12 protein-coding genes are annotated in these 22,125 nt (G+C 74.3%); 5 read left to right on the top strand and 7 right to left on the bottom strand.

The features are described from left to right. Positions 1 to 23 precede the first annotated feature (23 nt). Entirely contained in the window at positions 24 to 662 is a 639-nt protein-coding gene (locus STBA_RS01980; RefSeq protein WP_077057578.1) for a class I SAM-dependent methyltransferase, read from the bottom strand. A 184-nt stretch (positions 663 to 846) separates the two neighbouring features. Between STBA_RS01980 and STBA_RS01975 the strand changes: the two genes are divergently transcribed. After that, the gene (locus tag STBA_RS01975) at positions 847 to 2,049 is read left to right on the top strand and encodes an MFS transporter (RefSeq protein WP_077057577.1); all 1,203 of its coding nucleotides are present in this window, start codon (positions 847 to 849) and stop codon (positions 2,047 to 2,049) included. Here STBA_RS01975 and STBA_RS01970 read toward each other — a convergent pair. Both STBA_RS01970 and STBA_RS01965 read right to left on the bottom strand, forming a co-directional pair. Continuing rightward, the gene (locus STBA_RS01970) at positions 2,039 to 3,082 is read right to left on the bottom strand and encodes a zinc-binding dehydrogenase (RefSeq protein WP_077057576.1); all 1,044 of its coding nucleotides are present in this window, start codon (positions 3,080 to 3,082) and stop codon (positions 2,039 to 2,041) included. The two genes, STBA_RS01975 and STBA_RS01970, sit on opposite strands and share 11 nt — an antisense overlap. 173 nt (positions 3,083 to 3,255) lie before the next feature. Continuing rightward, positions 3,256 to 4,173, bottom strand: coding sequence for a MerR family transcriptional regulator (locus STBA_RS01965; protein ID WP_077057575.1), 918 nt, complete (start codon positions 4,171 to 4,173; stop codon positions 3,256 to 3,258). 186 nt (positions 4,174 to 4,359) lie between these two features. Here STBA_RS01965 and STBA_RS01960 point away from each other — a divergent pair, with 186 nt between their 5' ends. Further along, positions 4,360 to 6,102, top strand: a complete 1,743-nt coding sequence (locus tag STBA_RS01960; RefSeq protein WP_077057574.1) for a cholesterol oxidase substrate-binding domain-containing protein — start codon at positions 4,360 to 4,362, stop codon at positions 6,100 to 6,102. Between the two features lie 88 nt (positions 6,103 to 6,190). Here STBA_RS01960 and STBA_RS01955 read toward each other — a convergent pair whose 3' ends face one another. From STBA_RS01955 to STBA_RS01945, 3 genes are all read right to left on the bottom strand, one after another. Continuing rightward, positions 6,191 to 6,664 carry a carboxymuconolactone decarboxylase family protein gene (locus tag STBA_RS01955; protein WP_077057573.1) on the bottom strand — a complete coding sequence of 158 codons (474 nt, stop codon included), beginning with the start codon at positions 6,662 to 6,664 and terminating at the stop codon, positions 6,191 to 6,193. 151 nt (positions 6,665 to 6,815) lie between these two features. Then, positions 6,816 to 8,288, bottom strand: a complete 1,473-nt coding sequence (locus STBA_RS01950; RefSeq protein WP_077057572.1) for a tryptophan 7-halogenase — start codon at positions 8,286 to 8,288, stop codon at positions 6,816 to 6,818. 53 nt (positions 8,289 to 8,341) lie between these two features. Then, positions 8,342 to 16,075, bottom strand: coding sequence for a type I polyketide synthase (locus STBA_RS01945; RefSeq protein WP_253194487.1), 7,734 nt, complete (start codon positions 16,073 to 16,075; stop codon positions 8,342 to 8,344). A gap of 291 nt (positions 16,076 to 16,366) precedes the next feature. Between STBA_RS01945 and STBA_RS01940 the strand changes: the two genes are divergently transcribed. From STBA_RS01940 to STBA_RS01930, 3 genes are all read left to right on the top strand, one after another. Beyond that, on the top strand, positions 16,367 to 17,419 hold the full coding sequence (locus tag STBA_RS01940) for a 3-oxoacyl-[acyl-carrier-protein] synthase III C-terminal domain-containing protein (RefSeq protein WP_077057571.1): 1,053 nt from the start codon (positions 16,367 to 16,369) through the stop codon (positions 17,417 to 17,419). 13 nt (positions 17,420 to 17,432) lie between these two features. Next, positions 17,433 to 17,957, top strand: coding sequence for an isoprenylcysteine carboxyl methyltransferase family protein (locus STBA_RS01935; RefSeq protein WP_077057570.1), 525 nt, complete (start codon positions 17,433 to 17,435; stop codon positions 17,955 to 17,957). Positions 17,958 to 18,160: 203 nt separating this feature from the next. Then, positions 18,161 to 20,347, top strand: coding sequence for a tetratricopeptide repeat protein (locus STBA_RS01930; RefSeq protein ID WP_077057569.1), 2,187 nt, complete (start codon positions 18,161 to 18,163; stop codon positions 20,345 to 20,347). Between the two features lie 46 nt (positions 20,348 to 20,393). Here the strand turns inward: STBA_RS01930 and STBA_RS01925 are convergent, their stop codons facing one another. Then, complete coding sequence (locus STBA_RS01925; protein WP_253194486.1) at positions 20,394 to 21,983, bottom strand: hypothetical protein; 1,590 nt, start codon at positions 21,981 to 21,983, stop codon at positions 20,394 to 20,396. Positions 21,984 to 22,125 lie beyond the last annotated feature (142 nt).

Raw genomic sequence — 22,125 nt, 5'->3', positions numbered from 1 at the left:
GCGCGGTGGCGCTGCCGCCGCGCCTACCGCGCGTGCATCAGCAGATGGCCCCGGCGGAACCGTTCGTCCTCGTGGGGCTCGCGCAGCATCCGGCCGACTTCGACGAAGCCGGCCTCGCGGGCCAGCCCGGCGAGATCGTCAATCGGCCACCGGTAGGCCGTCGTCACCTTGTGGTCGAACGCGGCGACCGGCCCGCCCTCGGACTCGAAGAAGGCGCACAGGAGGGTGCCACCCGGGGCCAGCACCCGGCGGAACTCGGCGAGGTAGCGCGGTATGTCCTGCGGCGGAGCATGGATCACCGAGTACCAGGACACGATGCCGCCCAGCGTGCCGTCGGCCAGGTCCAGGGCATCCATCGAGCCGACCTCGAACCGCAGGCCGGGGTGAGCCTCGCGGGCGAGGTCGATCATCACCGGCGACAGGTCGAGGCCGAAAACGTCCAGTCCCAGGTCCCGCAGGTGCGCCGTCGTATATCCGGGGCCGCATCCCAGCTCGGCGACGGGCCCGGCCTCGCCGGCCCGCGCGAGCTCGGCGAACGCGGCGAGGACCGCGCGGTCCAGCGGAAAATGGTCGAGTCCACGGCGGGCGAGATCGGCGTAGCGATGGGCGAGGGCGCCGTAGGCATCCGCTGTCGCTGCGAGGTACGGGGGGAGAGCGGTCATGGGGGAGGACCCTAGCGCCCGCGCGGTCGGGCCCGGCGGCTGACCTGCCGGAGCACGAACGCAGGCCGGCGCCCCCCGGGGACGGCCTCCCCGTTGCGGCGCGTCGCCACCGTGCACGGAGGCGGCCGAGCCGAACGGAAGCCGGACGAGATCATGGTGGCCGAGGGAAGGACGCCCCGTGACCATGGAGACTCACCGCCGCCGCGCTGCCGGCCTCCTCCTGTGCGTTTTCGCGGCGATGGGGTACCAGACCGGCGCGTGGGCCGTTTCGGTCCCGGCCATCGTGGCCGAGCTGGGCATGACGGTCAGCCAACTCGGCCTGGTGCTGGCCCTGATGGCCGCCGGGAGCATCGTGGGCTCCTTGACGCTGGGACGCCTGGCCGCGTGGCTCACGGTACGGCCGGTGCTCGTCGCCGCGGCCGCGGTGAGCGGGCTCGGCTATATGACGCTGCCCTTGCTGGGCACCACCGCGCTGTTCGCCGTGGGCGCCACCGGCACGGGCATCGGCCTGGGGCTCTTCGACGCGGCGGCGAACGCAACGGGAAGCCGGCAGGAGATCCGTACCGGGAGGCGTCTGCTGCCGCGACTGCATGCAGCGTTCAGCTTCGCCGCGGCCTTCGGTGTCCTCGCCACCTACCTGGTGGAGGGGCAGCAGGGCTTCGGGTGGGCGCTGTCGATCGCCGGGGGCGGCTGCCTGGCCGGTGCCCTCGCCGCGCTCCGGCTGCCGGACTCCCGGCAGTCCGACCCCTCCGGCGTCACCACCGCGGAAACGCACCCGGAGTGGGGCGGCCTCTCCGGTCGCCGTATGGCCGTCCCGGTTGCGGTCGTGGCGTTCACGGTCGTGTGCGGGGGGTTCGCGCTGGACTCCACTCTCGAGGGCTACTCCGCTCTGTTCATTCAGCAGTTGCCGCTCCAGGGGGCAGGTCAGGGCGCCTTGGGACTCATCATGCTGTATCTCGCGGCGACGATCGGCAGAGCGGTTTCCGGCCCGGCCCTGCGCAGAATGGGAGACTGGAAAACGCTGCTGTCCGGCGAGACCCTGGCGCTGGCGGGGGTACTCACCCTGATCGTCGACGGCAGTTCCTGGTCGATCGCGGTGGGGATGCTGATGATCGGTGTGGGGATGTCGCCGGCGATTCCGATTGCCTACTCACTGCTCGGCCGTTCCCGCTCCCGGGGACGGGAGCGGGCGATCGCCCGGCTGACCGCGTCGGGCTACGTGACGTTCACCATGGCTCCGGTGCTCGTGGGCGTGGTCGGGCGGGATTCCCTGCTCGATGCGTTCGCCTTGCTGCCACTGCTGCTGGCCGGAATGGCGTCCACCGTCGTCTGGTTCGGGTATCGGCAGCGGGCCGCGCCCTGGCACGGCCCCACGGTCAGGGGATGACGACGATCTTCCCCACGTGCCTGCCGCTGCGGAACTCGTCCTGCGCGGTGTGAAGTTCCCGAAGGGGGAACCGGGCGGCGACATACGGCTGGACGGCGCCGGTGCGGGCGAGTCCGGCCAGGGCGGCGAAGTGGGCGCGGGTGTGCATGGAGGACCCGATGAGGCTGAGGTTGTGCAGGTAGAGGCGCCGCAGGTCGAAGGTGACGACCGGTCCTGCCACAGCCCCGGCGATGACCCATCGGGCGCCGTCGCGGAGGGTGGGCAACACCCGGTCGAGCCAGGGACCGCCGGCGACATCGGCGACGGCGTCCAGCCCGTCAGGGGCCAGCGCCCGGAGGCGGTCCTGCAACTCGGCCGCCGTGGTGTCGCGGCCGAGGGCCGCGACCGCCCCCGCCCGCTCCACCGCGGCGGCCTTGGACCCGCTCGTCAGGGCGATGACCCGAGCGCCGCGCGCGGCGGCGAGTTGGACGAGCGCGAAGCCCACACCGCCGGAGGCACCCGTCACGAGAACGGTGTCGGCATCGGTGATCCTCGCGCGTTCGAGCATGCCCGTGGCCGTGCCGTAGGCAACCGGCAGGGCTGCGAGCTCCTCGTCGGAAAGCGGGGAAGCGGTCATGTCGTGCACGCGGTCGGCGGAGACGGCGACGTAGTCGGCGAAGCCCCCGTCCGCCTCGCTGCCCAGCAGCCCGACGGGCGGGGCATCCGCGCTTTCATCGCGGTAGAGAGCGGGGTCGACCAGCACCCTGCGGCCCACCCATTCCTCCGGCACGCCCGCGGCGGTCGCGGTGACCTGCCCCGCGATGTCGCCGCCCTGCACGCGGGGAAAATCCACCGGGCCGCGCCAGCCCGCCTTCGCGTCCGGGTCACCGGACAGGCCGTAGGCGCCCTCGCGCGTCCACAGATCCGTGTTGTTCAGCGCCGCCGCTCCGACCTGCACGAGGACCTGGCCTTCGGCCAGGCGTGGCACCGGCCAGTCTGCCCGCAGCTCAAGCGCGTCGGGACCGCCGTGCCGACGGAGGACGGCCGCTGCCATGACGGGACGATTGGACTGCATTCAGCCACTCTACGACCCTTATGGGTGGGCCGTGCGGCTACCGCGCCACGTGGAAATCGCTCAGGTACGAGCTCGTGGGGGCAGCGGGCGGAACGGCCGTTCTCCGCTTCTCCGTCGGCGCCTGAGGAAGCGGCGGTCCCCCTTCTCCGCCGTCACGGACCCCCGGCGGGTGAGCGCAGCGCCGCGATCAGCCATTCGAACGCCGGCACCTGCGGCGGCGCCGGCGGCCGGCCGTTGAGCACGCCGAGCAACTGCCAGTACCGCTCCACCCGGCGATCGGTGAAGGTGGCCAACCGGTCGGCCAGCTCGGCGCGTTCCGCCGCGGGCAGGTCCGGGCCGACGATGCGCTCCAGGATCTCCCCGCCCGCCGCCGACTCCGGGGCAACGCCCGTCCGCAGCGCCCCGCCGGCGTGCTCAAGGGCCCGCGCCGGGTCCGGGCCCTGCGGCTCCTGCCCCTCTTGCGCGCCGGCCACGGCCATCTCGCGCACCCGTTGCCTGAACCCCGCGTCGCTGACCAGCTCGGCCAGCTCCACCCAGGCTTCCACCTGTTCGGGTGCCGGGTCGGCGGGCAGCTCCGCCGGCAGGGCGCGCATCGCCTCGGCCAGGTGGGCGCCGGGCGCGCCCGGGGCGACGCCGTCGAAGATCTCGCGGACGAATTCGTCGATGACCCGCTGCCGTTCCTCGGCGGACATCTGGGCCAGTTTGTGCATGAGTCTCATCTCCTCGGTCGTGCTGCCACCTCGAGCGACCCACCGCAGCACCGCGCGCCGCACCTGAAGCATGCGGATCTCCGCATCCAGCGCGTGCAGGTGCGCCGTCGCCACGTCGCGCACCGTTGCCTGCCTGGCCAGCACCCGTCGCACCGTGGCCAGGTCCAGGCCCAGCTCGCGCAGGGTGCGGACCAGGTCCAGACGGGCGATGGCCCCGGCGTCGAAGAGCCGGTATCCGCCCGCCGAGCGGCCGGCCGGCGCAACGAGGCCGCTGTCGGACCAGAAGCGGATCGTGCGCACCGAAAGGCCGGTGCGGCGGGCCAGCTCGCCGATGGTGAACAGCTCGGTGTCGTCGCTCACGGTGTCAACCGTCGACCCTCCAGCCGCTGGAGACTCAAGCTCCTTTTTCCTGGGGCACCGGCAGGCTATCCGGCGTGGCGCGGGCGAACGCCCGTCGGCGCGGCCGCCCCGGTGGCGCACATGGCGATGGCCCGAACCGGCGGTGCTCTCTTCCCACCGCCCGCCCGACTGTCTACCTTCCGTTGTATGCCGACATCACCCGAATTACCCTCCCGGCGCGGCGTGCTGCGCACAGCGGCCGCCGCCGCCGGAGCCCTGGGCCTCACGGCCCACGCCGCCACCGCGCGGGCCGCCGCGGAGATCCCGGCGCCCTCGCTGCCCGGCGGTCTGGACCCCTACCGTTCCCCGTATCTGAACTGGGCAGGCGAAATCGCCCACCCCGGCCTGTGGACCTGCGCACCGAGCGACGGTCAGCAGATCGCCGACCTCGCCAACTGGGCCCGCACGGCGGGCTGGCGGCTGCGTGCGCGCGGCAAGGCCCACACCTGGTCGCCGCTGACGATCACCTCAGGCACCGACGTGGACGCCCGGGTGCTGCTGGTCGACACCACGACCCACCTGACCGCGACGGAGCTGGCGACGCCTCCCGCTGGCGTGCCCGGCGCGGTCCGCGCACAGACGGGCGTGACGCTGGAAGCGCTGCTCGGCTTCCTCGCCGACCACGGCCTCGGGGTGACCAACACGCCGGCGCCGGGCGAGCTGACGCTGGGCGGCACGCTCGCCATCGACGCCCACGGCACCAGCGTTCCGGCCGAAGGCGAGGCCGCACGGCCCGGCCACACCTACGGCAGTCTCAGCAACCTCGTACTCGAGCTGACGGCCGTGGTGTGGGACGCGGCGAGCGGCAGGTACGTGCTGCGCACGTTCACCCGCGGTACGGACGCCGCGTGCGACGTGCTCGCCGCCCACCTCGGGCGCGGCTTCGTGGTCGAGGCCGTGCTGCAAACGGGGGAGGAGAGCGCGATGCGCTGCGTCAGCCGTGTCGATGTGCCGGCCGACGAGTTGTTCGCCGCGCCCGGCAGCGAGGCCGCCGCCGGCGGGCGCACGTTCGCCGACTTCCTCGCCACGGCCGGGCGCGTGGAGACGATCTGGTTCGCCTTCACGGACCGGCCCTGGCTGAAGGTGTGGAGCCTCAGCCCGCAGCGTCCGGCGACGTCGCGGCCGGTGACCGGCCCGTACAACTACCCGTTCAGCGACTCGGTGCCGACGGTCGTGTCCCGGCTCGCCGGGCGCCTGGTCGCCGACGCCGCCTGGTATCTCGCGCCCGAACTGGGCGCGTTGCAGTACACGGTTGCGGCGAGCGGGCTGACGGCGACGCTGTCGAAGGACCTGTGGGGAGCCTCCCACCACCTGATGTTCTACCTGCGGCCCACCACGCTGCGGGAGACGGCTAACGGCTACGCCATCCTCACCAGGCGCGCGGACGTGCAGCGCGTGATCTCGGAGTTCGCCGGCTTCTACCGGGAGCGGCTGGCGGCGTGGGCCAGGAACGGACGGTTCCCCGTGAACGGGCAGGTGGAGATCCGCGTCGGCGGCCTCGACCAGCCGGTGGACGTCGCCGTACCCGGCGCGCGTCCGCCGCTGCTGTCGGTGGTCCGCCCGCATCAGGACCACCCGGAGTTCGACTGCGCGGTCTGGGTGGACGTCCTCACCCTGCCGGGCACCCCGGGCGCCCCCGAGTTCTACCGCGAGCTGGAACGCTTCTGCCTGGCGGCATTCGACGGCGGGCACGCGCTGGTCCGCGTCGAGTGGTCCAAAGGCTGGGGCTACACCGACACCGCGGCGTGGGCCGACCGCGAGGTGATCCACTCGGTCGTACCGGCCTCGTTCGGGACCGCGCAGTGGGCGGAGGGCACCCGGCTGCTGCACGAGCTCGACCCGCACGGCGTGTTCGGCAACACGTTCCTCGACGCGTTGCTCGCGCCCTGACCCGGCATGCCGCGGTCCGACGGCGTACCTGAGTCCGCTGCGCCCGCGCGCCCGGGCCAGGTGCCGCCGGTGCCGGTGCCGGTGCCGTTCAGCGGAACTGATCGGGTCCGTAGGTGCCGGCCGGCTGCTGGGTCATGATGCTCAGCCGGTTTGCCGTGTTCATGAAAGAGACCAGGATCATCAGGGCGGCGAGCTGCTGCTCGTCGTAGTGCTCGGCGGCGTACGCCCACGCCGCCTCGCTGACCCCGTTGGCCGTGTCCGCGACCCGGGCCCCCTGCTCCGCGAGCTCCAGCGCGGCACGCTCGGCCCCGGTGAAGACCGTGGCCTCCCGCCATACCGCGACCAGGTCCAGCCGCACCGGGGTCTCGCCCGCCGCGGCGGCTTCCCTGGTGTGCATGTCGACGCAGACGGCGCAGCCGTTGATCTGACTCACGCGCAGCGCCACCAGCTCCTGCGTCGCGGTCGGCAGCGGCGAGTCCTTGAGCACCTTGCCCGCCGGTACGAAGTGCTCGGTGGTCCTGCCGGCGGTCGGGCCGGCGAAGCGGTGCGGTCGCGCGTCCATGGCCTGCTCCTCTGGGGTCGTCAGTGGTTGCACCCCTGAGACGACGTAACCCGCCGCCCTGTGACATGGCCCGCGCACCTCGCCGTGGGCGCCCGGCCGGCGTGCCGTCCGGGCATTGCCCCGCCCCGGTGGACAACACGGGCACTTCGTCTCATGGCACGGTCCAGGCCAGACCATCCGTGGTGACGGCGAGTCCTCCCGGGGCGGTCGGTCCTGGGGCGTCGAGCGGGCCGCCGTAAAGCGCCTGTTCCTGGAGTTCGTTGCCGGTACGGAAGGTCTCGCCGACGACGCGGGCGGCAAGCAGCGGATTGATGCGGTCGTCCGCGGTCGCCAGCCGGCCCACCGCACTGTCCAGTTCGGCCGCCGCGGCACGCCAGTGCGCGCCGAGCTGCCGGGTGCCGACCACCGCCGCGTCGCCGGACACCAGCCCGCCGGCCAGCTCGGCGAACGCGGCCGCCTCGCCGGTGTCCACGTGGGTGACCTTCTTCGCCGACCAGAAGTACGAGTGCTCGTTGCGTTCCATGTCGTAGAACGCCATGAGGAACTCGTAGAACACGCCGTACTCGCGGCGGTAGCGCGCCTCGAACTCGGCGAAGCCGCGCGCCTCGGGCACGCTGCCGTCCAGGTCGGCATTCACCGCGCGGGCGGCCAGCAGGGCGCCGTAGGTGGCCAGGTGCACGCCTGAGGACAGCACCGGATCGACGAAGCATGCGGAGTCGCCGACCAGCGCGATGCCGGGTGCCCAGAACGTCTTCTTCCAGTAGGAGTAGTCCTTGCGCACCCGCACCCGGTCGTACGGCGGCTCGGTCGCGACCGGCACGTCCGCCACCAGCCGGTCGACCTCGGGGCAGGCCCGGATCATGTCCTGCCAGGCGGCGCGCGGATCGCGCTGGACCGCCGGGACGTGTTCCGGCGCGATGACGGCACCGACGCTGGTCAGGTCGTCGCGCAGCGGGATGTACCAGAGCCAGCCGGCGTCGAAAGCGGCGCAGAAGATGTTGCCGCTGTTCGGCGCGGGAAGCCGGCGCCCGCCCGCGTAGTAGCCGAAGACGGCGAGATTGCGGAAGAACTCGGAGTACACGCGCGCCCCGCCGACCTGGCCCTGGAGCCTGCTGGTGTTGCCGGACGCGTCGAAGACGAACCGGGCGTGCGCCGTGCGCCGGTTTCCTCCGGGGTCGGTGTACTCGACGCCGCGCACCCGCTCAGCGTCGGCGACCAGACGGCGCACCGGGCTGCCCTCCCGTACCTCGACGCCGACGCGGCCGGCGTTGCGCAGCAGGATCTCGTCGAACCGGGAACGTTCCACCTGGAAGGCGGTTGCCGTGGGCTCGGACAGCCGGGGCGTCATGGAGAAGGAGAACTGCCACGGCCGCGGGTCCCGCCCCCAGCGCATCGTGCCGCCGCGTTTGAGCGTGAAGCCGGCCCGGGCGACCTCGTCGGCGACGCCGAGGATGCGGCACAGCCCGTGCACGGTGGCGGGCAGCAGCGACTCACCGATCTGGTATCTCGGGAAGGTCTCCCGTTCCAGGAGCAGCACCCGGTGGCCGCGCATGGCCACGGCGGTCGCGGCGGTCGAGCCGGCCGGCCCGCCGCCCACCACGATCAGGTCGTACTCCGGGGTCATCCAGGACCTCCTGTTCTCATGCGTTCGTTCTCATGCCTGGTGCCCACTCGCCGTCACGCGCTCAGCCAGGCGCGGATCGCCGCGGCCGTCGTTTCGGCGTCGCGGTGGACGACGGAGTAGTGGTCGCCGGGGACGTCGACCGCGTCGTGCGGCAGCGGCCAGTGCGGCTGCCAGTCCCGGCCGGGGTCGATCCGCCGCATCTCCGCCGTCGGCCGGCCGCGGAGCAGGAGGGCCGGGACCGGTGACGGTTCGGGGCGCCAGTCCTCCAGCACCCGCGCGTAACCGCCGCCGGTGATCAGCAACGAGTCGTCGAACTGGTCGGCCACGTCGTCGGGCAGGCCGGCACCGGCGGCCACCAGGGCCAGCGCCCGCGCGTCGTCGCGGCGCAGCACGGCGGCGTCGGAGTCGAGCAGGACCACGCCGGCCGGCGGCCGGCCCGCCCGCGCGAGGTGCCGGGCCACGGCGTGCGCGATGGTGCCGCCGGCACAGTAGCCGACGAGGACGACCGGTCGGCCGGTGGGCAGGGCGAGCACCGCGTCGGCATGCGTGCGCACCAGCGTGGCCACACTGTCCGGGACCGCCCGGCGGTCGCCGAACCCGGGATGTTCGAGCAGGAACAGCTCGCGTTCGCCGTCGAACTGCTCGGCCAGGCCGCTGGGGACGCGGCGGTAGGGCGTGAGGTAATCCGGGATGTACGCGAGCGCGGTGCCCTCGCCGTGGGCGAGCCGAACCGGTGCGACGGCATACCGGGCGCGCTCGGCCGCGGGGAAGGACGGCAAGGCGTAGGACGCCAGGTAGCGCAGCGCCATGGCCTCCAGCGGGCCCTGCTCGCGCAGGACGCGGTGGTGGACGGCGCTGAACCCGTAGGACGGCGGGGGAGCCTGGCCCCCGGCTCGGGGCCCGGTCTCCGCCTCGTTCCCGGTCTCCGGCAGGCCACCGGCGTCGAGCAGCGCGGCGTGGACGTGCGCGGCCAGCGCCCGGAGCGTCGGGTGATCGAGAACGACCGTCGGCGCCAGCCGCACGCGCGTGAACGCGCTGAGCCGGTTACGGACCTGCACCGCGGTCAGGGAATCGAAGCCGAGCTGTCCGAACTCGCGGTCGTCGGGGAACGCGGACGGGTCCGCGAAGCCCAGTACCGCGGCCAGCTCCGCACGGATCAGCCCGGCCAGCACGGTTTCGCGCTCCGGCGCCGGAACGGCGGCGAGTCGCTCGCGCCAGGCGCCCGGCGCCTGCTCGGCGGCCGGCGGCGCGGTGACGGGCTGGTCCGGGTCCGGCCGCCCCGGCAGCAGATCCGCGAGGACCGGCGGTGCGGACGGGCCGCCGAGGGCGGTGAGGTCCAGCGGGACCGGCACGAGCACCGGCTCCGTCGTGCGCAGCGCGGCGTCGAGCAGGCCGATGCCCTCTTGCTCGGTGACCGGCAGCACGCCGTCCTCGCCGAGCCCGCGCGCGATCCGGCCCGCCATGCCCGCGCCGTCCGCAGTGGACCACGGACCCCAGGCCAGAGCCTGCGCGGGCAGCCCGTGCGCGACCCGTTGCCGGGCGAGCGCGTCGAGAAACCCGTTCGCGGCCGCGTAGTTCGACTGCCCCGGCCGGCCGAGCACGCCGGCGGCGGAGGAGTACAGCACGAACGCGGACAGCCCGAGATCCCTGGTCGCCTCGTGCAGGTGCCAGGCGCCGGCCGCCTTCGCCCCCAGCACGGCTGCCACCCGCTGCGGGGTCATGCCGTCCACCACGCCGTCGTCCACCACCCCGGCGAGATGGAACACGGCGGTCAGCGCCGGCCGGCAGTCCGCGACCAGTGCGCCGACGGCCGCCCGCTCGCTCACGTCGCACGCCACCGCGCGCACCTTCGCCGGCAGGTCCGCCGCCCACGCCGGGACCCGGCCGCTCCGGCCGGCCAGCAGCAGGTGCCGCACGCCGCGTTCGGCCACGAGGTACCGGGCGAGGCTCGCGCCGAGCGCGCCGGTGCCGCCGGTGATCAGCACGGTCCCCTCGGGGTCCGGGGCGGGCGCCGCGGCGGTCGGCGGGCCGGCGGCGGTCAGCCGGGGTACCAGGACGACCCCGTCGCCGAGGGCGACCTGGGGTTCGCCGGTGCGCAGCGCCGCGTCCAGCGCCGCCGGGGAGGCGGGACCGCCGCGGCGGTCGGCCAGCACGATCCGGCCGGGGTGCTCGGACTGGGCGCTGCGCACGAGTCCGGCGACCGCGGCCTCGGCCAGGTCCGGGTCGTCTCCTGTGGCGTTGTGGGTGAGCACCACCAGGCGGCCGGGCCGTGCGTCGGAGACCCAGTCGCGTACCTGTGCCAGCGTGGCCGTGACGAGATCCAGGACGCGCCCGGGCAGGTCGGTGTCCCCTGGCAGGCGGGCGGCCAGGCGCGCCACGTCGAGCAGTTCGTGCTCGGGGTCCGCGTCGCCGGCCGCGGTGGCGGGCCGCCAGGTCGGCCGGTACACCTCGGCACGGGCGGCGGACACCGCCGGAAGCGCCCGGGTGACCACCGACTCGATCGCGGCGAGCGGCCGGCCGGTCGGGTCGGTGAGGGTGACCCGGAGCTCCTCCGGTCCGAGCCGCTCAAGACGGGCCCGCGCGGCGGTCGCACCGGTCGCGTGCACGGTCACGCCGGTGCAGGCGAGCGGGGCCCGCGGCTCGTCCGGTCGCTCGGCCAGCAGCGCCGCGTGCAGCGCGGCGTCGAGCAGGGCCGGATGCAGGGCGTACGAACCGGCGGTCGCCGCTTCCCCGGGCGGAAGTGCCAGCTCGGCGAAGAGGTCCGTGCCCTGTCGCCACAGGGCGGTCACCACGCGGAACGCCGGCCCGTAACGATGGCCGTAGGCGGCGAGGCGCGCATAGTCGACCGGAACCTCCGCCGCGCCCGCGGGCGGCCACACCCCCACCGGAACGGCGGGCGGCGCGGCGGCCGGGGAGATCGCCGCGGTGGCGTGCCGGGTCCACGGCCCCGTGGCGTCGGCCGTGCGGGCCCAGACGGCGACCGGGCGGCTCCCCGCCGCGTCCGGCGCACCTGTGACCACCTGAACCTGCACGGGACCCGCCGCGGAGAGGACGAGCGGCTCCCGGAAGGCCAGCTCGGCCAGCCGCACGGCGCCGGACGCCCCGGCCGCGGCACAGGCCAGCTCGGCGAACACCGTCGCGGGCACGAGGACCCGGTCGCCGATCACATGGTCGGCGAGCCAGGGCTGGTCAGCGGTGGACAGCACGCCGGTGTGCCGGACGCCGGGCCCGTCGGCGTCCGGCTGCGGCTCGCCCACCAGCGGATGGCCGGCCGGGGCCCGGTGCCGTACGGCGTCAAGCCAGTAGCGCTGCCGCCGGAACGGATAGGTGGGCAGCGGGCGGCGCCGGGCACGGCGGCCGGCGTACACCGGCCGCCAGTCCACCGGCACGCCGTGCACGTGCAGTGCGGCCAGCGCCGCCAGCGCCGCTTCGGAGTCGGCGCACGCGGTGAACACCGCGTCCGCGTCCGGCGCCACGCAGCCCTCCGCCGACACGCTGAGCGCGGCGGCGGGGCCGGCCTCGACGAAGGCCGTCACGCCCTCGTTCGCCAGCCACTCCACCGCGTCGGCGAACCGGACCGTCTCGCGCACCTGCCGTACCCAGTAGCCGGCGGTGGCGAGCGCCCCCGGCTCGGGACGGCCGGTCACCGTGGACACCACCGGAACGGACGGCCGGTGGTAGGTCACCGACTCGGCGACCGCGCGGAACTCGGCCAGCATCGGATCGAGCAGCGGCGAGTGGAACGCGTGGCTCACCCGGAGCCGGGTGGCCGGGCCGCCGATCCGGGCGGCCAGCGCGGTCACCGCCGCCTCGTCCCCGGAGAGCACGATCGACGCCGGCCCGTTGACCGCCGCCACCGCGACCCGCGCCTCGTCGAGCCGGTGCGCCACGTCGGCCAGCGGCGCGCGCACCGCGATCATCGCACCGCCGGCGGGCAGGGCCGCCATCAGACGGCCGCGCGCGGCGACGAGCCGTACCGCGTCGGCGCGGGAGAACACGCCGGCGATGTGGGCGGCGGCCAGTTCACCGACCGAGTGACCGACCAGGTAGTCCGGTCGGACGCCGCACTCGGCGAGCAGCGCGTGCAGGGCGACCTCGAAGGCGAACAGCGCGGGCTGCGCGTAGTCGGTGCGGTCCAGCAGACCGCTCCCGGGGTCGTCGATCACCGTGAGCAACGGCCGGTCGAGCCAGGGCGTGAACTCCTCGCACAGCTCGGTGAACGCCGCGTCGAACGCGGGAAAGGCCGCGGCCAGCTCGCGGCCCATCCCGGCCCGTTGCGTGCCCTGGCCCGCGCACAGCAGTGCCACCTTCGGATTGCCGCGCGCGGTGCCCCGGTACAGCGCCGGGCCGTCGGCGCCGTCGGCCAGCTCACGCAAGCCCGCGAGCAGGCCGTCGGCGCCGTCGGCCAGCACGGCCGCACGGCGGGCCAGTGGTGTCCTGGTGGTCGCCAGCGAGAATGCGACGTCCAGCGCGTCCTCGCCGGTCACGTCGGCCAGCTCGGCCGCCAGCTTCGCGGCGTGGGCGCGCAGGCCGGCTTCGTCGCTGCCGCTGACCAGCCACGGCCCGACCGGCCCGCGGTGCGTCGCCTCGGTCCGGCCCCGGCCGGGACCGGCGTCCGAATCCGCGTCCGCATCGATGTCCGCATCGACGTCCGACGGCTGCTCGATGATCACGTGCGCATTGGTGCCGCCGATGCCGAACGACGAGATCGCCGCCCGCCGCGGCCGATCACGTTCGGGCCACGGACGCGCCCGGTCCAGCAGCTGCACCGCGCCGCCGGACCAGTCCACATGCGGCGACGGCTGCTCCGCATACAGCGACCTGGGCAGTTCGCCGTGCCGCATCGCCTCGATCATCTTGATCACGCCCGCCACCCCGGCCGCGGCCTGCGCATGCCCGAGGTTCGACTTGACCGAGCCCAGCCACACCGGGTCGTCCGGGCCGCGCCCCTGGCCGTAGGTGGCCAGCAGGGCGCCCGCCTCGATCGGATCGCCGAGCGCGGTCCCCGTGCCGTGCCCCTCGACCACGTCCACATCGGCGGCCCGCAGACCCGCGTCGGCCAGCGCCAGCCGGATCAGGTCGCGCTGCGCCTCGCCGTTGGGTGCGGTCAGCCCGTTCGACGCGCCGTCCGAGTTCACCGCGGAACCGCGCAGCACGGCCAGCACCGGATGGCCGTTGCGCCGGGCGTCCGACAGCTTCTCCAGCAGCACCAGGCCGACGCCCTCGGCCCACGCGGTGCCGTCCGCGCCCGCCGCGAACGACCGGCAGCGGCCATCGGGCGACAGCCCGCGCTGGCGGCTGAACGCGATGAACGGCCGCGGGCTCGACATCACGGTCACACCGCCGGCGAGCGCGAGCGTGCACTCGCCCGCCCGCAGCGCCGCGGCGGCCAGGTCCATGGCGACAAGTGAGGACGAGCACGCCGTGTCCACGGTCATGGCCGGGCCCCGCAGGCCGAGGACGTAGGAGATCCGGCCGGACGCCACACTGCCCGACGAGCCGATGCCGATGTGCGACTCCAGCTCGTGGCGCGACAAGCGACTGCCGTAACTGGCGTGCATCAGGCCGACGTACACCCCGGTGCTGGTGCCGCGCACGGAAGCCGCGGGCATGCCCGCGCGTTCCAGCGTCTCCCAGGCGACCTCCAGGAGCAGGCGGTGCTGGGGGTCCGTGGCCAGTGCCTCGCGCGGCGAGATGCCGAAGAACAGCGGGTCGAAGTCCGCCGCGTCGGTGAGGAAACCGCCGCGGCGCGTGTACGTGGTGCCGATCCGGTCCGGGTCGGGATGGTGCAGGGCGTCGACGTCCCAGCCGCGATCCGCGGGGAAGTCACCGGTGGCGTCCACGCCGTCGGCCACCAGCCGCCAGAGATCCTCGGGCGAGCGCACCTCGCCCGGGTAACGGCAGCCGACGGCCACGATCGCCACCGGCTCGGCTCCCGGCCCGCGCCGCGGTGGTGCCGGCGCGGGTGCGCGGCCGTGCAGCCGGGTGTCCAGGTAGGCGGCGACCGCCGCCGCGGTCGGGTGGTCCCAGACCAGCGTCGCCGGCAGCCGCAGGCCGGTGCGCAGGCTGATCCGGTGCCACAGGGCCATCGCGTCCATGGAGGTCAGGCCGAGATCGGCGAACGCCGTGCGGGCATCCCGGTCGCCGGGAGCGGCGGCCGTTCCACGGATGGCCGCGGTCTCCGTGCACACCAGGTCGGTCAGCGCGGCCAGCCGCTCGCCGGGCGTCCGGTCGGCCAGCCGCTCGAGCGTCGGCCCGGCCGGACGCCCGGCCAGCGCCTCGCGCAGTACCGCCCGCCGCGGCTTTCCCGCGGCGGTGCGCGGAACGGCGGGCGTGAAGAGGACGTCCTCCGGCACCTTGTGCGCGGACAGCAGCGCGGCGCAGGCCCGCAACAGGCCGGCCGGATCGAGCGTCTGCTCCGCCGGTACCACGAACGCCACCGGAACCTCGCCGAGCAGGGGATGCGCCCGCGCGACCACGGCCGCGTCACGTACGCCGGGCAGGCCGAGCAGCACGCGTTCGACCTCGGCGGGGTCGACGTTCTCGCCGCCGCGCACGATCCGGTCGTTCACCCGGCCGGTGACGGTCAGACAGCCCTGCGCGTCGAGCCGCCCCAGGTCACCCGTGCGATACCAGCCGTCGCGCAGGGCATCGGCGGTCGCCTCGGGTCGGTTGTGGTAACCGAGCATGACGCCGGGACCGCGCACCCACAGCTCGCCCTCGGCACCGGCGGCGTCGCGACCGGTCTCCGGATCAACCAGCCGGACGTCCGTGCCGGGGACCGGCGGCCCGCTGCTGCCGCGCATCCGCGGCCCGCCGACTGCCTCCATGGCGATCTTGCCGCAGGTCTCGGTGCTCCCGTAGCCGTCGAGCAGCGGGGCGCCGAACCGTTCTTCGACCTGCTCCCGCAGGTCCGGGGCACTGGGCGCGCCCGCGGTGACGCACACCCGAAGCGAGGGCACCGCGCCCAGACCGGCGTCGAGCAACTGCTGGTAGGTGAGCGGCACGCCGCCCAGGACGGTCGGCGCGAACTCATCGATCAGCCGCACGAGTTCCGCGGGGTCCGGTGCCGCGGTGATCCGGGCGCTCGCCCCGGCCACGGTCGTGCCCAGCACACAGAGCGAGTGGGCGTAGGTGTGCGCCAGCGGCAAAGGCCACAGCAGGCGGTCCGCCGCCGAGAGTTCGAGCCGCGGTAGGTAGCAGGCGACCGGAGTCCAGAGGGCGGAACGCTGGCTGGCCACCGCGGCCCTGGGCGCCCCCGAGGTGCCGGACGTGTAGAGCAGCCACGCCGGTTCGTCCAGCCCCAGGTCGTCACGGGGCGCGGCCGCCCCTCCGGCGGCGAGGTCCTCGAAGCGCGAGGCGTTGTCCGGGACCGGGCCCGCTCCGGTCACCACCAGACGGGGCGACCGGCCGGCGGTCAACCGGGCGATCCGCGGCAGGTTCCGGCGGTCGGTGACCAGCACGGCCGGATCGCAATCGGCCACCAGCGCCGCGAGTTCGGCGTCGGTGCCGCGGGAGCTCAGCGGCACTCCGACCGCGGCGGCCCGGACGGTGGCGAGGAGGCCCTCGACCAGTTCCACGCCGTTGTCCAGGCAGAACACGACCGCGGCGCCGCGTCCGACCTCCAGCCGCGCCGCCAACCGAGCGGTCCGGCGCTCCAGTTCGGCCCAGCTCACCCCGCGCCGGTCGTCGGCGAACGCGAGCTTCCCGCCGTGCCGCAGGGCGTTCTCGGCGAGCAACTCCGGGACGGGCCGGACCTCGGTCGCTTCCGCCACGTCCATGTCCATCGGACCTCCGGCTCGGTGGGGCTTGATCGAACCGTATCGGACCGCTGAGCAGCGTACGAAGACGGGATGAAGGGTGTACAGGGCCTCACCGGTCCCGGAAACCCAGCCCGGAAGGGTGCCCGTACGGTGGCCGGTTCGGCTGCGGTCGGCGGGCACGTGGACCAGATCGATCGCGAAGAGCGTGCCCACGGTGCCCCCGCCGGCGCGTCGGATGTGGCGGGCGCCGTCCGGCTCCGTTTGGCGCGGGCGGACAGGGGCACCCGTGCCGCGTACGTGAGTCCGAGGAGGGTGATGAGCCGCATCGCCGCAGTGCACAAGGTCCTCGGTCCGCACCGGCACCCGCAGGCGGAAGTCACGCGTCTCGCCCGTTCCTGCCTGCCCGACGCGGACGGGGCCCTGCTCGAACGGGTGCACGCGTCCGCGAAGGTCGGACACCGCCACACGGCGCTTCCGCTGGACGCCTACGCGGGCCTGGACGGGTTCCGGGCGAGCAACGACGCGTTCGTCTCCGCCGCCGTGAGCATGGGGGCCGAGGCCGTCTCCGGTGGGCTGCACGCGGCCGGCGTGGCGCCCGACGAGGTCGACCTGCTGATGTTCGTCTCCACGACCGGGCTGGCCGCCCCCTCCGTGGAGGCCCGGCTGGTCGGCCCGCTCGGGCTGCGGCCGGATGTGAGACGTCTGCCCGTGTTCGGCCTGGGCTGCGCCGCGGGCGCGGCCGGGATCGGGCGGCTCGACGACTACCTGCGCGGCTGGCCCGGCCAGGTGGCGGTGCTCCTCTCCGTCGAGTTGTGCTCGCTCACCTTCCAGCGCACGGACGCCTCCCCGGCCAACCTGGTGGGCACCGCACTCTTCGGCGACGGCGCCGCCGCCGTCGTGGCACGGGGCAGCGAACGCCGGCCCGCCCCCGGCGAGGGCCCGGAGGTCGTGGCGACCCGCAGCCGCCTCTACCCGCACACCGAACGCGCGATGGGCTGGGACATCGCCGACGAGGGCTTCCGCATCGTGCTCGACCCCGGAATCCCCGACATCGTGCGCACCCACCTCGCCGCGGATGTCGACTCCTTCCTCGCCGGCCACGGGCTGACGCGGAGCGACATCGGCACGTGGGTGTGCCACCCCGGCGGCCCCAAGGTCCTGGAGGTCATGGCGGACACCCTCGGCCTGCCGGACGGCGCCCTGGACGTCACCTGGCGCTCTCTCGACGAGGTCGGCAACATCTCCTCCGCCTCGGTGCTGCACGTGCTGCGGGACACCATGGACCGCCGCCCCCCGGCCGGCACCTGGGGCCTGCTGACGGCGCTCGGCCCCGGCTTCTCGGCGGAACTGGTCCTGCTGCGCTGGTGAGAGGAGGCGAGCGGTGTTCTGGTACTCGCTGCTGATAGCCGCGGTCGGGGCGGAGCGGCTGGCGGAGTTGCGCGTCGCGCGCCGCAACACCGCCTGGAGCCGGGAACGCGGCGGCGTGGAGGCGGGACGGCGGCACTATCCGCTGCTGGTGATCGCGCACACCGGGCTGCTCGTCGGCTGCCTGGTCGAGACGTGGGCCGCGGACCGGCCCTTCGTCCCCGCCCTCGGGTGGCCCATGCTGGCCGTCGTGCTGGCCGCCCAGGCGCTGCGCTGGTGGTGCATCCACACGCTGGGCCCACGCTGGAACACCCGCATCGTCGTGGTCCCCGGCCTGCCGCTGGTCGCGGCCGGCCCCTACCGCTGGCTGCCCCACCCCAACTACGTCGCCGTGGCGGCGGAAGGCATCGCACTGCCCCTCGTCCACGGCGCCTGGGTGACCGCCACGGTGTTCACCCTGTGCAACACGGCGCTCCTCACCGTGCGCATCCGCGCCGAGGACGCGGCTCTGCGCGCGGCGGCCCCGCGCCCGGCCGGCTGAACGCGGCGACGACGGCCGGAACGCTGCGGGGACGGAGGCGGGCCACGGTCGCCCTGGAAGAGCGCCAGGACCTCGCCGCGGCCGGCTCCGGGCCCCGGGGACACGGGAGGTGAGAGGGCATAACCTGAAGGGGGAAGCGGACGTTGAACCAGGACGGGCACGGTCACGGGCCCGGGCTGGCGCGGTGGGCGACGGGGGTAGCGATGGGCAGCGAGCCGAGCGACGGCATCGACGAGCCGCGGTCGTCTGGCGTCCGTAACGAAGTGTCGGGTGTCCATGCGGGAGCGCTCGTCCAGGCCGGCGTCGTGCACGGCGACATCATCACGGGTGCGGTTCGCTCGCCGCTCGGGCCGCCCGCTCAGGTACCGCCCAGCACCCGGTGGTGGGTCGACCGGTCCCGGACGCTGGCCGACTGGCGTCGGCTGCTCGATGAAACGGCACAGCTCTCGCCTTCCGTGGCTGTGCTCAGTGGGATGCACGGGGTGGGGAAGAGCGCGCTCGCGTACCGCATGGCGGAGGAGGCGCGGGGGCGGTTCCCCGGGGGCCAGATTTATGTGAACCTGGCCGACTGGCGGGACGAAGCCGGACGGGTGGACGTCTCGGGCGCCCTGCGGGGGTGTCTGCGTTCCCTCGGTGTCGGCGAGCCCTTCCTGCCGACCGCCCTGCCGGACCTGACCAATGACTTCCGCTCCCTCACCGCCGGGGACCGCGTTCTCGTGGTCGTGGACGAGGTGACCGAGCCGGCGCAGGTCGAGCCGTTCATCCCCAAGGCTTCGGGCAGTGTGGTCGTGGCGGTCAGCAACGGGAGACTGGCCGAGCTGATCATCCATGGCGCGCGGCCGATGCCGGTGGACCCGCTGCGCGCCCCCGACGCGATCAGCCTGCTGACGGCCCGCTGCGGCGAGCGGCTCATCGCCGAGGAGCGCGCGGCGGCCGAGTTGCTGGTCTCGTGGTGTGGCGGGCTGCCCCTGGCACTCGGCGTCATCGCCGGCCAGCTCGTGCTCCACCCCGACCAGTCACTGGCGGATCTGGTGAGTGAGCTGGCAGACGAACGCGGCCGGCTTGAGGGCTTCTCCGCGGGGGAGACTCGGACCATGTCCGCTGCCCTGACGCTGGCCTACCAGAATTTACCGCCGGAGTGCCAACGGCTCTACCGGGGGCTCGCGCTCTTTCCCGGCGACGTCTTCGACGCCGAACTGGCGGGCGTCATCGCGGAGATCCCCGCGGCCACCGCGCGGCGGCTCCTGCACAGCCTCTACGACGGCAGCATGCTCACCGCCGCCGAGGACGCTCACGGCCGCTACCGGTTCCACGAGTTGGTGCGGCTGCATGCGGTCGGCCTCGCGGCCCAGGAGCCGACGGCGGATCAGACGGCCCTGGCGCGGCGTGTGACGCACCGTTACGTGCGGTGGATCGCCTGCGCGGACCGTGCCCTGATGGGTGTGCGGTTGCGGATCTCCTCGCACGAGCACGTACCGACGGGCGCCGATGACCCGTTCAGCGGCCAGGACGGGAAACGACGGGCCCTGGCGTGGCTGAGCGCCGAGCGCACCAACGCGCTGGCGGTGCTGCGCGGCGCGGTGGCGCGGGGATTTTTCGCCGAGGCATGGCAGATGGCCGAGGCCCTCAGCGCGCTCTACCTTCACCACCGCGAGGTCCGCGACTGGATCGAGTCCGCCGAGCTGGGCATCATGGCCGCTTCGCGCGACGGGGACCTGGGCAACGCGGCGGCTCGGGCGCGGCTGCGGTGCCTGCTGTCGCGTCCGCTGCTGGATCTGGGCGAAGTGAGTCGTGCCCGGGCCGAGTTGGAGACCGCCGTGGCGGAGGCCGACACCACGGACAATCTGCTGCTGCGGGCGTCGGCGCGGGAGTTCCAGGGCCGGGCGTGGGAGGCCGATGACCCGCCGCGGGCCATCGCGCTCTTCCAGCAGGCCGCGGAGCTGAGCGCGGCGGCGGGCTCCCGGCGCGGCGTGGCGCTCGCCCACTTCTTCACCGGCTGTGCGGAGACCGCCGACGGCCGGCCGGAACGCGCGCTGTCGACCCTGGCCTCGGCGCTGCGCCTGTTCACCGAGGAGGAGACCGGCGCCGTCGATCGGCGTCGGATGGCCGGCCGGGTGCGGGTGGCCATGGGCATGGCGCACCGCGCCATGGGGCGGACGGCGGAGGCGAAGGCCGCCCTTGCCGACGGCGCCGACGACCTCAGGGCGGAGGAGGCGGCCCACTACGAGCTGCCCGCGCGCGAGTGCCTCGCCGAGATCGCCGAGGCGGAGGGCGACACGGCGGCGGTCCGCGTTCACCTCGGCCGCGCCCTGGAGATCCTGGAGGGCGGGCGCAGCCCTGGAGCACAGGGCCTGCGCGAGCGCATCGACGCTCTCGGCGCCCCGGACTGAACACCGTTCGACCCGACCGGGTCCGAACCGGTCGGACCCGGTCCCGTTACGGCGTCGGCCAGGGCCGCAGGGTCACGTCGGCCGAGCGTTTCCCGACCCGCAGCAGAAAGACGCCTTCCGGCGGGATGCCCGCTCGGAAGCAGGCGTATCCGACCGCCGACACCAGCCGGGCCGTCCCCAGTTCGCCTGCGGCGTGGGCCTGGGCCCGCCGCCCGTCGCGCCAGCCCAGCAGGACGCCGTCGCCCAGTGCCACGGCCGCGATACGGCAGCCCGGATGGTGCCGCAGTACGTCCTCGATCCGCCGCTCGGCCTCCCCGGGCGAGTCGTGCACCGTCGTGTCGGTGACCACGGAGGCGCTTTCCGCCCAGGACCGTTCCGGACCCGTCACCTCGCTCGACAGGTGGCTGAAGCACTGTGCCGACTCGGGCCGTTCGGGCTCGGCCGCCGCGGGATAGCGGCGCAGCTCGACGGACCAGGCGCTCTTCTCCCGCGCCATGCGGGTGATGACCACTTCCGCGGAACTCTCCGCCTGCTCGGGCACCGGCAGCGCGAACGGGCGCGGGGACGCGACCGGGAGGGGTGGCTCGGCCAGCTTCATGAGGTCGTAGACGGCCGAACGCAGCCGGGGCAGCGCCTTCCCCGGCCCGTGGAACGCCCGCTCGGCGACGCCCTGGTAACGCTCCGGCCGGTGCCGCTCGATCGCTTCCTCGACCTGCTCGCGCAGCCCTTTGCCGTGGTCGAGCGTGGGCGCGGCCTGCCCGAGCGCGGTCATCGCCGTGCCGGGCACCGACTCCTCGCCGAAGGCGGCCAGCAGCAACGGCTTTCCGGCCGCCGCCGCGTAGAGGGACAGCGAGCCGTGGTCCCCGACCACCACGTCCGCGGCCGTCAATGCGGCCTGCCACCCGGCGAAGGGCGGGATGAGGAGGAGCCCCGCGTCCAGGGCGTCCCGCTGGATCGTACGAAGCTGCCAAGGGCTGTGACCGAACCACACGTTCGGATGCAGGACCGCCGCCACTCGGTACTCGTCCAGCGGCAGTTCGGCCAGCAGGCGGCGGGGCAACTGGGGGGCGCTCCCGATCAGCGACTGCCCGCCCCACGTCGAGGTCAGCAGGACCAGCCGCGGAACGGGCCCCTCCGGAAGGCCCAGGGCCTGCCGGTACCGGTCCCGCAGCGACCGGCTGGCGAGCAGCCGGTCGTGGCAGGGATCGCCGACCAGCAGCGTCCGGTTGGCCAACTCCGGTCGTGTGGCGCCGAGCTGGGCGGCCTGCGAAGGATGCGAGACCGCGTACCACGAGCGTTCGGGGCTCAGCAACGAAGGCGGCACGACCCCGGAGAGCCGCCGCTCGGAACTGCGGGCGTCAGGAACGAACTTCTGGAATCCGACGCCGTGCGGCAGGACGAGGACGGGGGCCTTGAGGCGGTCGAAGCGGGCGTTCTCGCTGGCGGAGATGACGAGGTGGCAGGCCACGTCCGTAGCGTTTTCCCACGGAACGACGCGCACACCGCTCGCGCGCAGGAGCCCTCGGACGCCGCCGTTGAACGCCGACGACCGATCATGGCCGAAGATCACCTCGACGCGTGGGTCACCCCGGAAGACGTCGGGGAGGACTTCGAGCAGGCGGGTGGTCGATGTCACCGTCCGGGCCACCGCCAGGACCGTGCGCTCCGTGGCGAAGGTTTTCCAGCGCGCCGCGGCAACGTCCGGCGGAGGGCCGCTATCGTTCACGCGGCCCCGCAGAAGAGACTAATAAGCTCATGCGCCGCGGCTTCCGGCTTCC

This window comes from Streptomyces sp. MP131-18, from assembly GCF_001984575.1.
Taxonomy (GTDB): Bacteria; Actinomycetota; Actinomycetes; order Streptomycetales; family Streptomycetaceae; genus Streptomyces; species Streptomyces johnsoniae.
Note: the sequence above shows the minus strand (reverse complement) of the source record. Positions and strands in the feature narration are given on the sequence as shown.

Bases quoted from the DNA above. Each gene is read 5' to 3' on its own strand.
- STBA_RS01975 (WP_077057577.1), top strand. From the start codon at position 847: ATGGAGACTCACCGCCGCCGCGCTGCCGGCCTCCTCCTGTGCGTTTTC.
- STBA_RS01960 (WP_077057574.1), top strand. From the start codon at position 4,360: ATGCCGACATCACCCGAATTACCCTCCCGGCGCGGCGTGCTGCGCACA.
- STBA_RS01955 (WP_077057573.1), bottom strand. From the start codon at position 6,664: ATGGACGCGCGACCGCACCGCTTCGCCGGCCCGACCGCCGGCAGGACC.
- STBA_RS01945 (WP_253194487.1), bottom strand. From the start codon at position 16,075: ATGGACATGGACGTGGCGGAAGCGACCGAGGTCCGGCCCGTCCCGGAG.
- STBA_RS01970 (WP_077057576.1), bottom strand. From the start codon at position 3,082: ATGGCAGCGGCCGTCCTCCGTCGGCACGGCGGTCCCGACGCGCTTGAG.
- STBA_RS01930 (WP_077057569.1), top strand. From the start codon at position 18,161: ATGGGCAGCGAGCCGAGCGACGGCATCGACGAGCCGCGGTCGTCTGGC.
- STBA_RS01940 (WP_077057571.1), top strand. From the start codon at position 16,367: ATGAGCCGCATCGCCGCAGTGCACAAGGTCCTCGGTCCGCACCGGCAC.
- STBA_RS01980 (WP_077057578.1), bottom strand. From the start codon at position 662: ATGACCGCTCTCCCCCCGTACCTCGCAGCGACAGCGGATGCCTACGGC.
- STBA_RS01950 (WP_077057572.1), bottom strand. From the start codon at position 8,288: ATGACCCCGGAGTACGACCTGATCGTGGTGGGCGGCGGGCCGGCCGGC.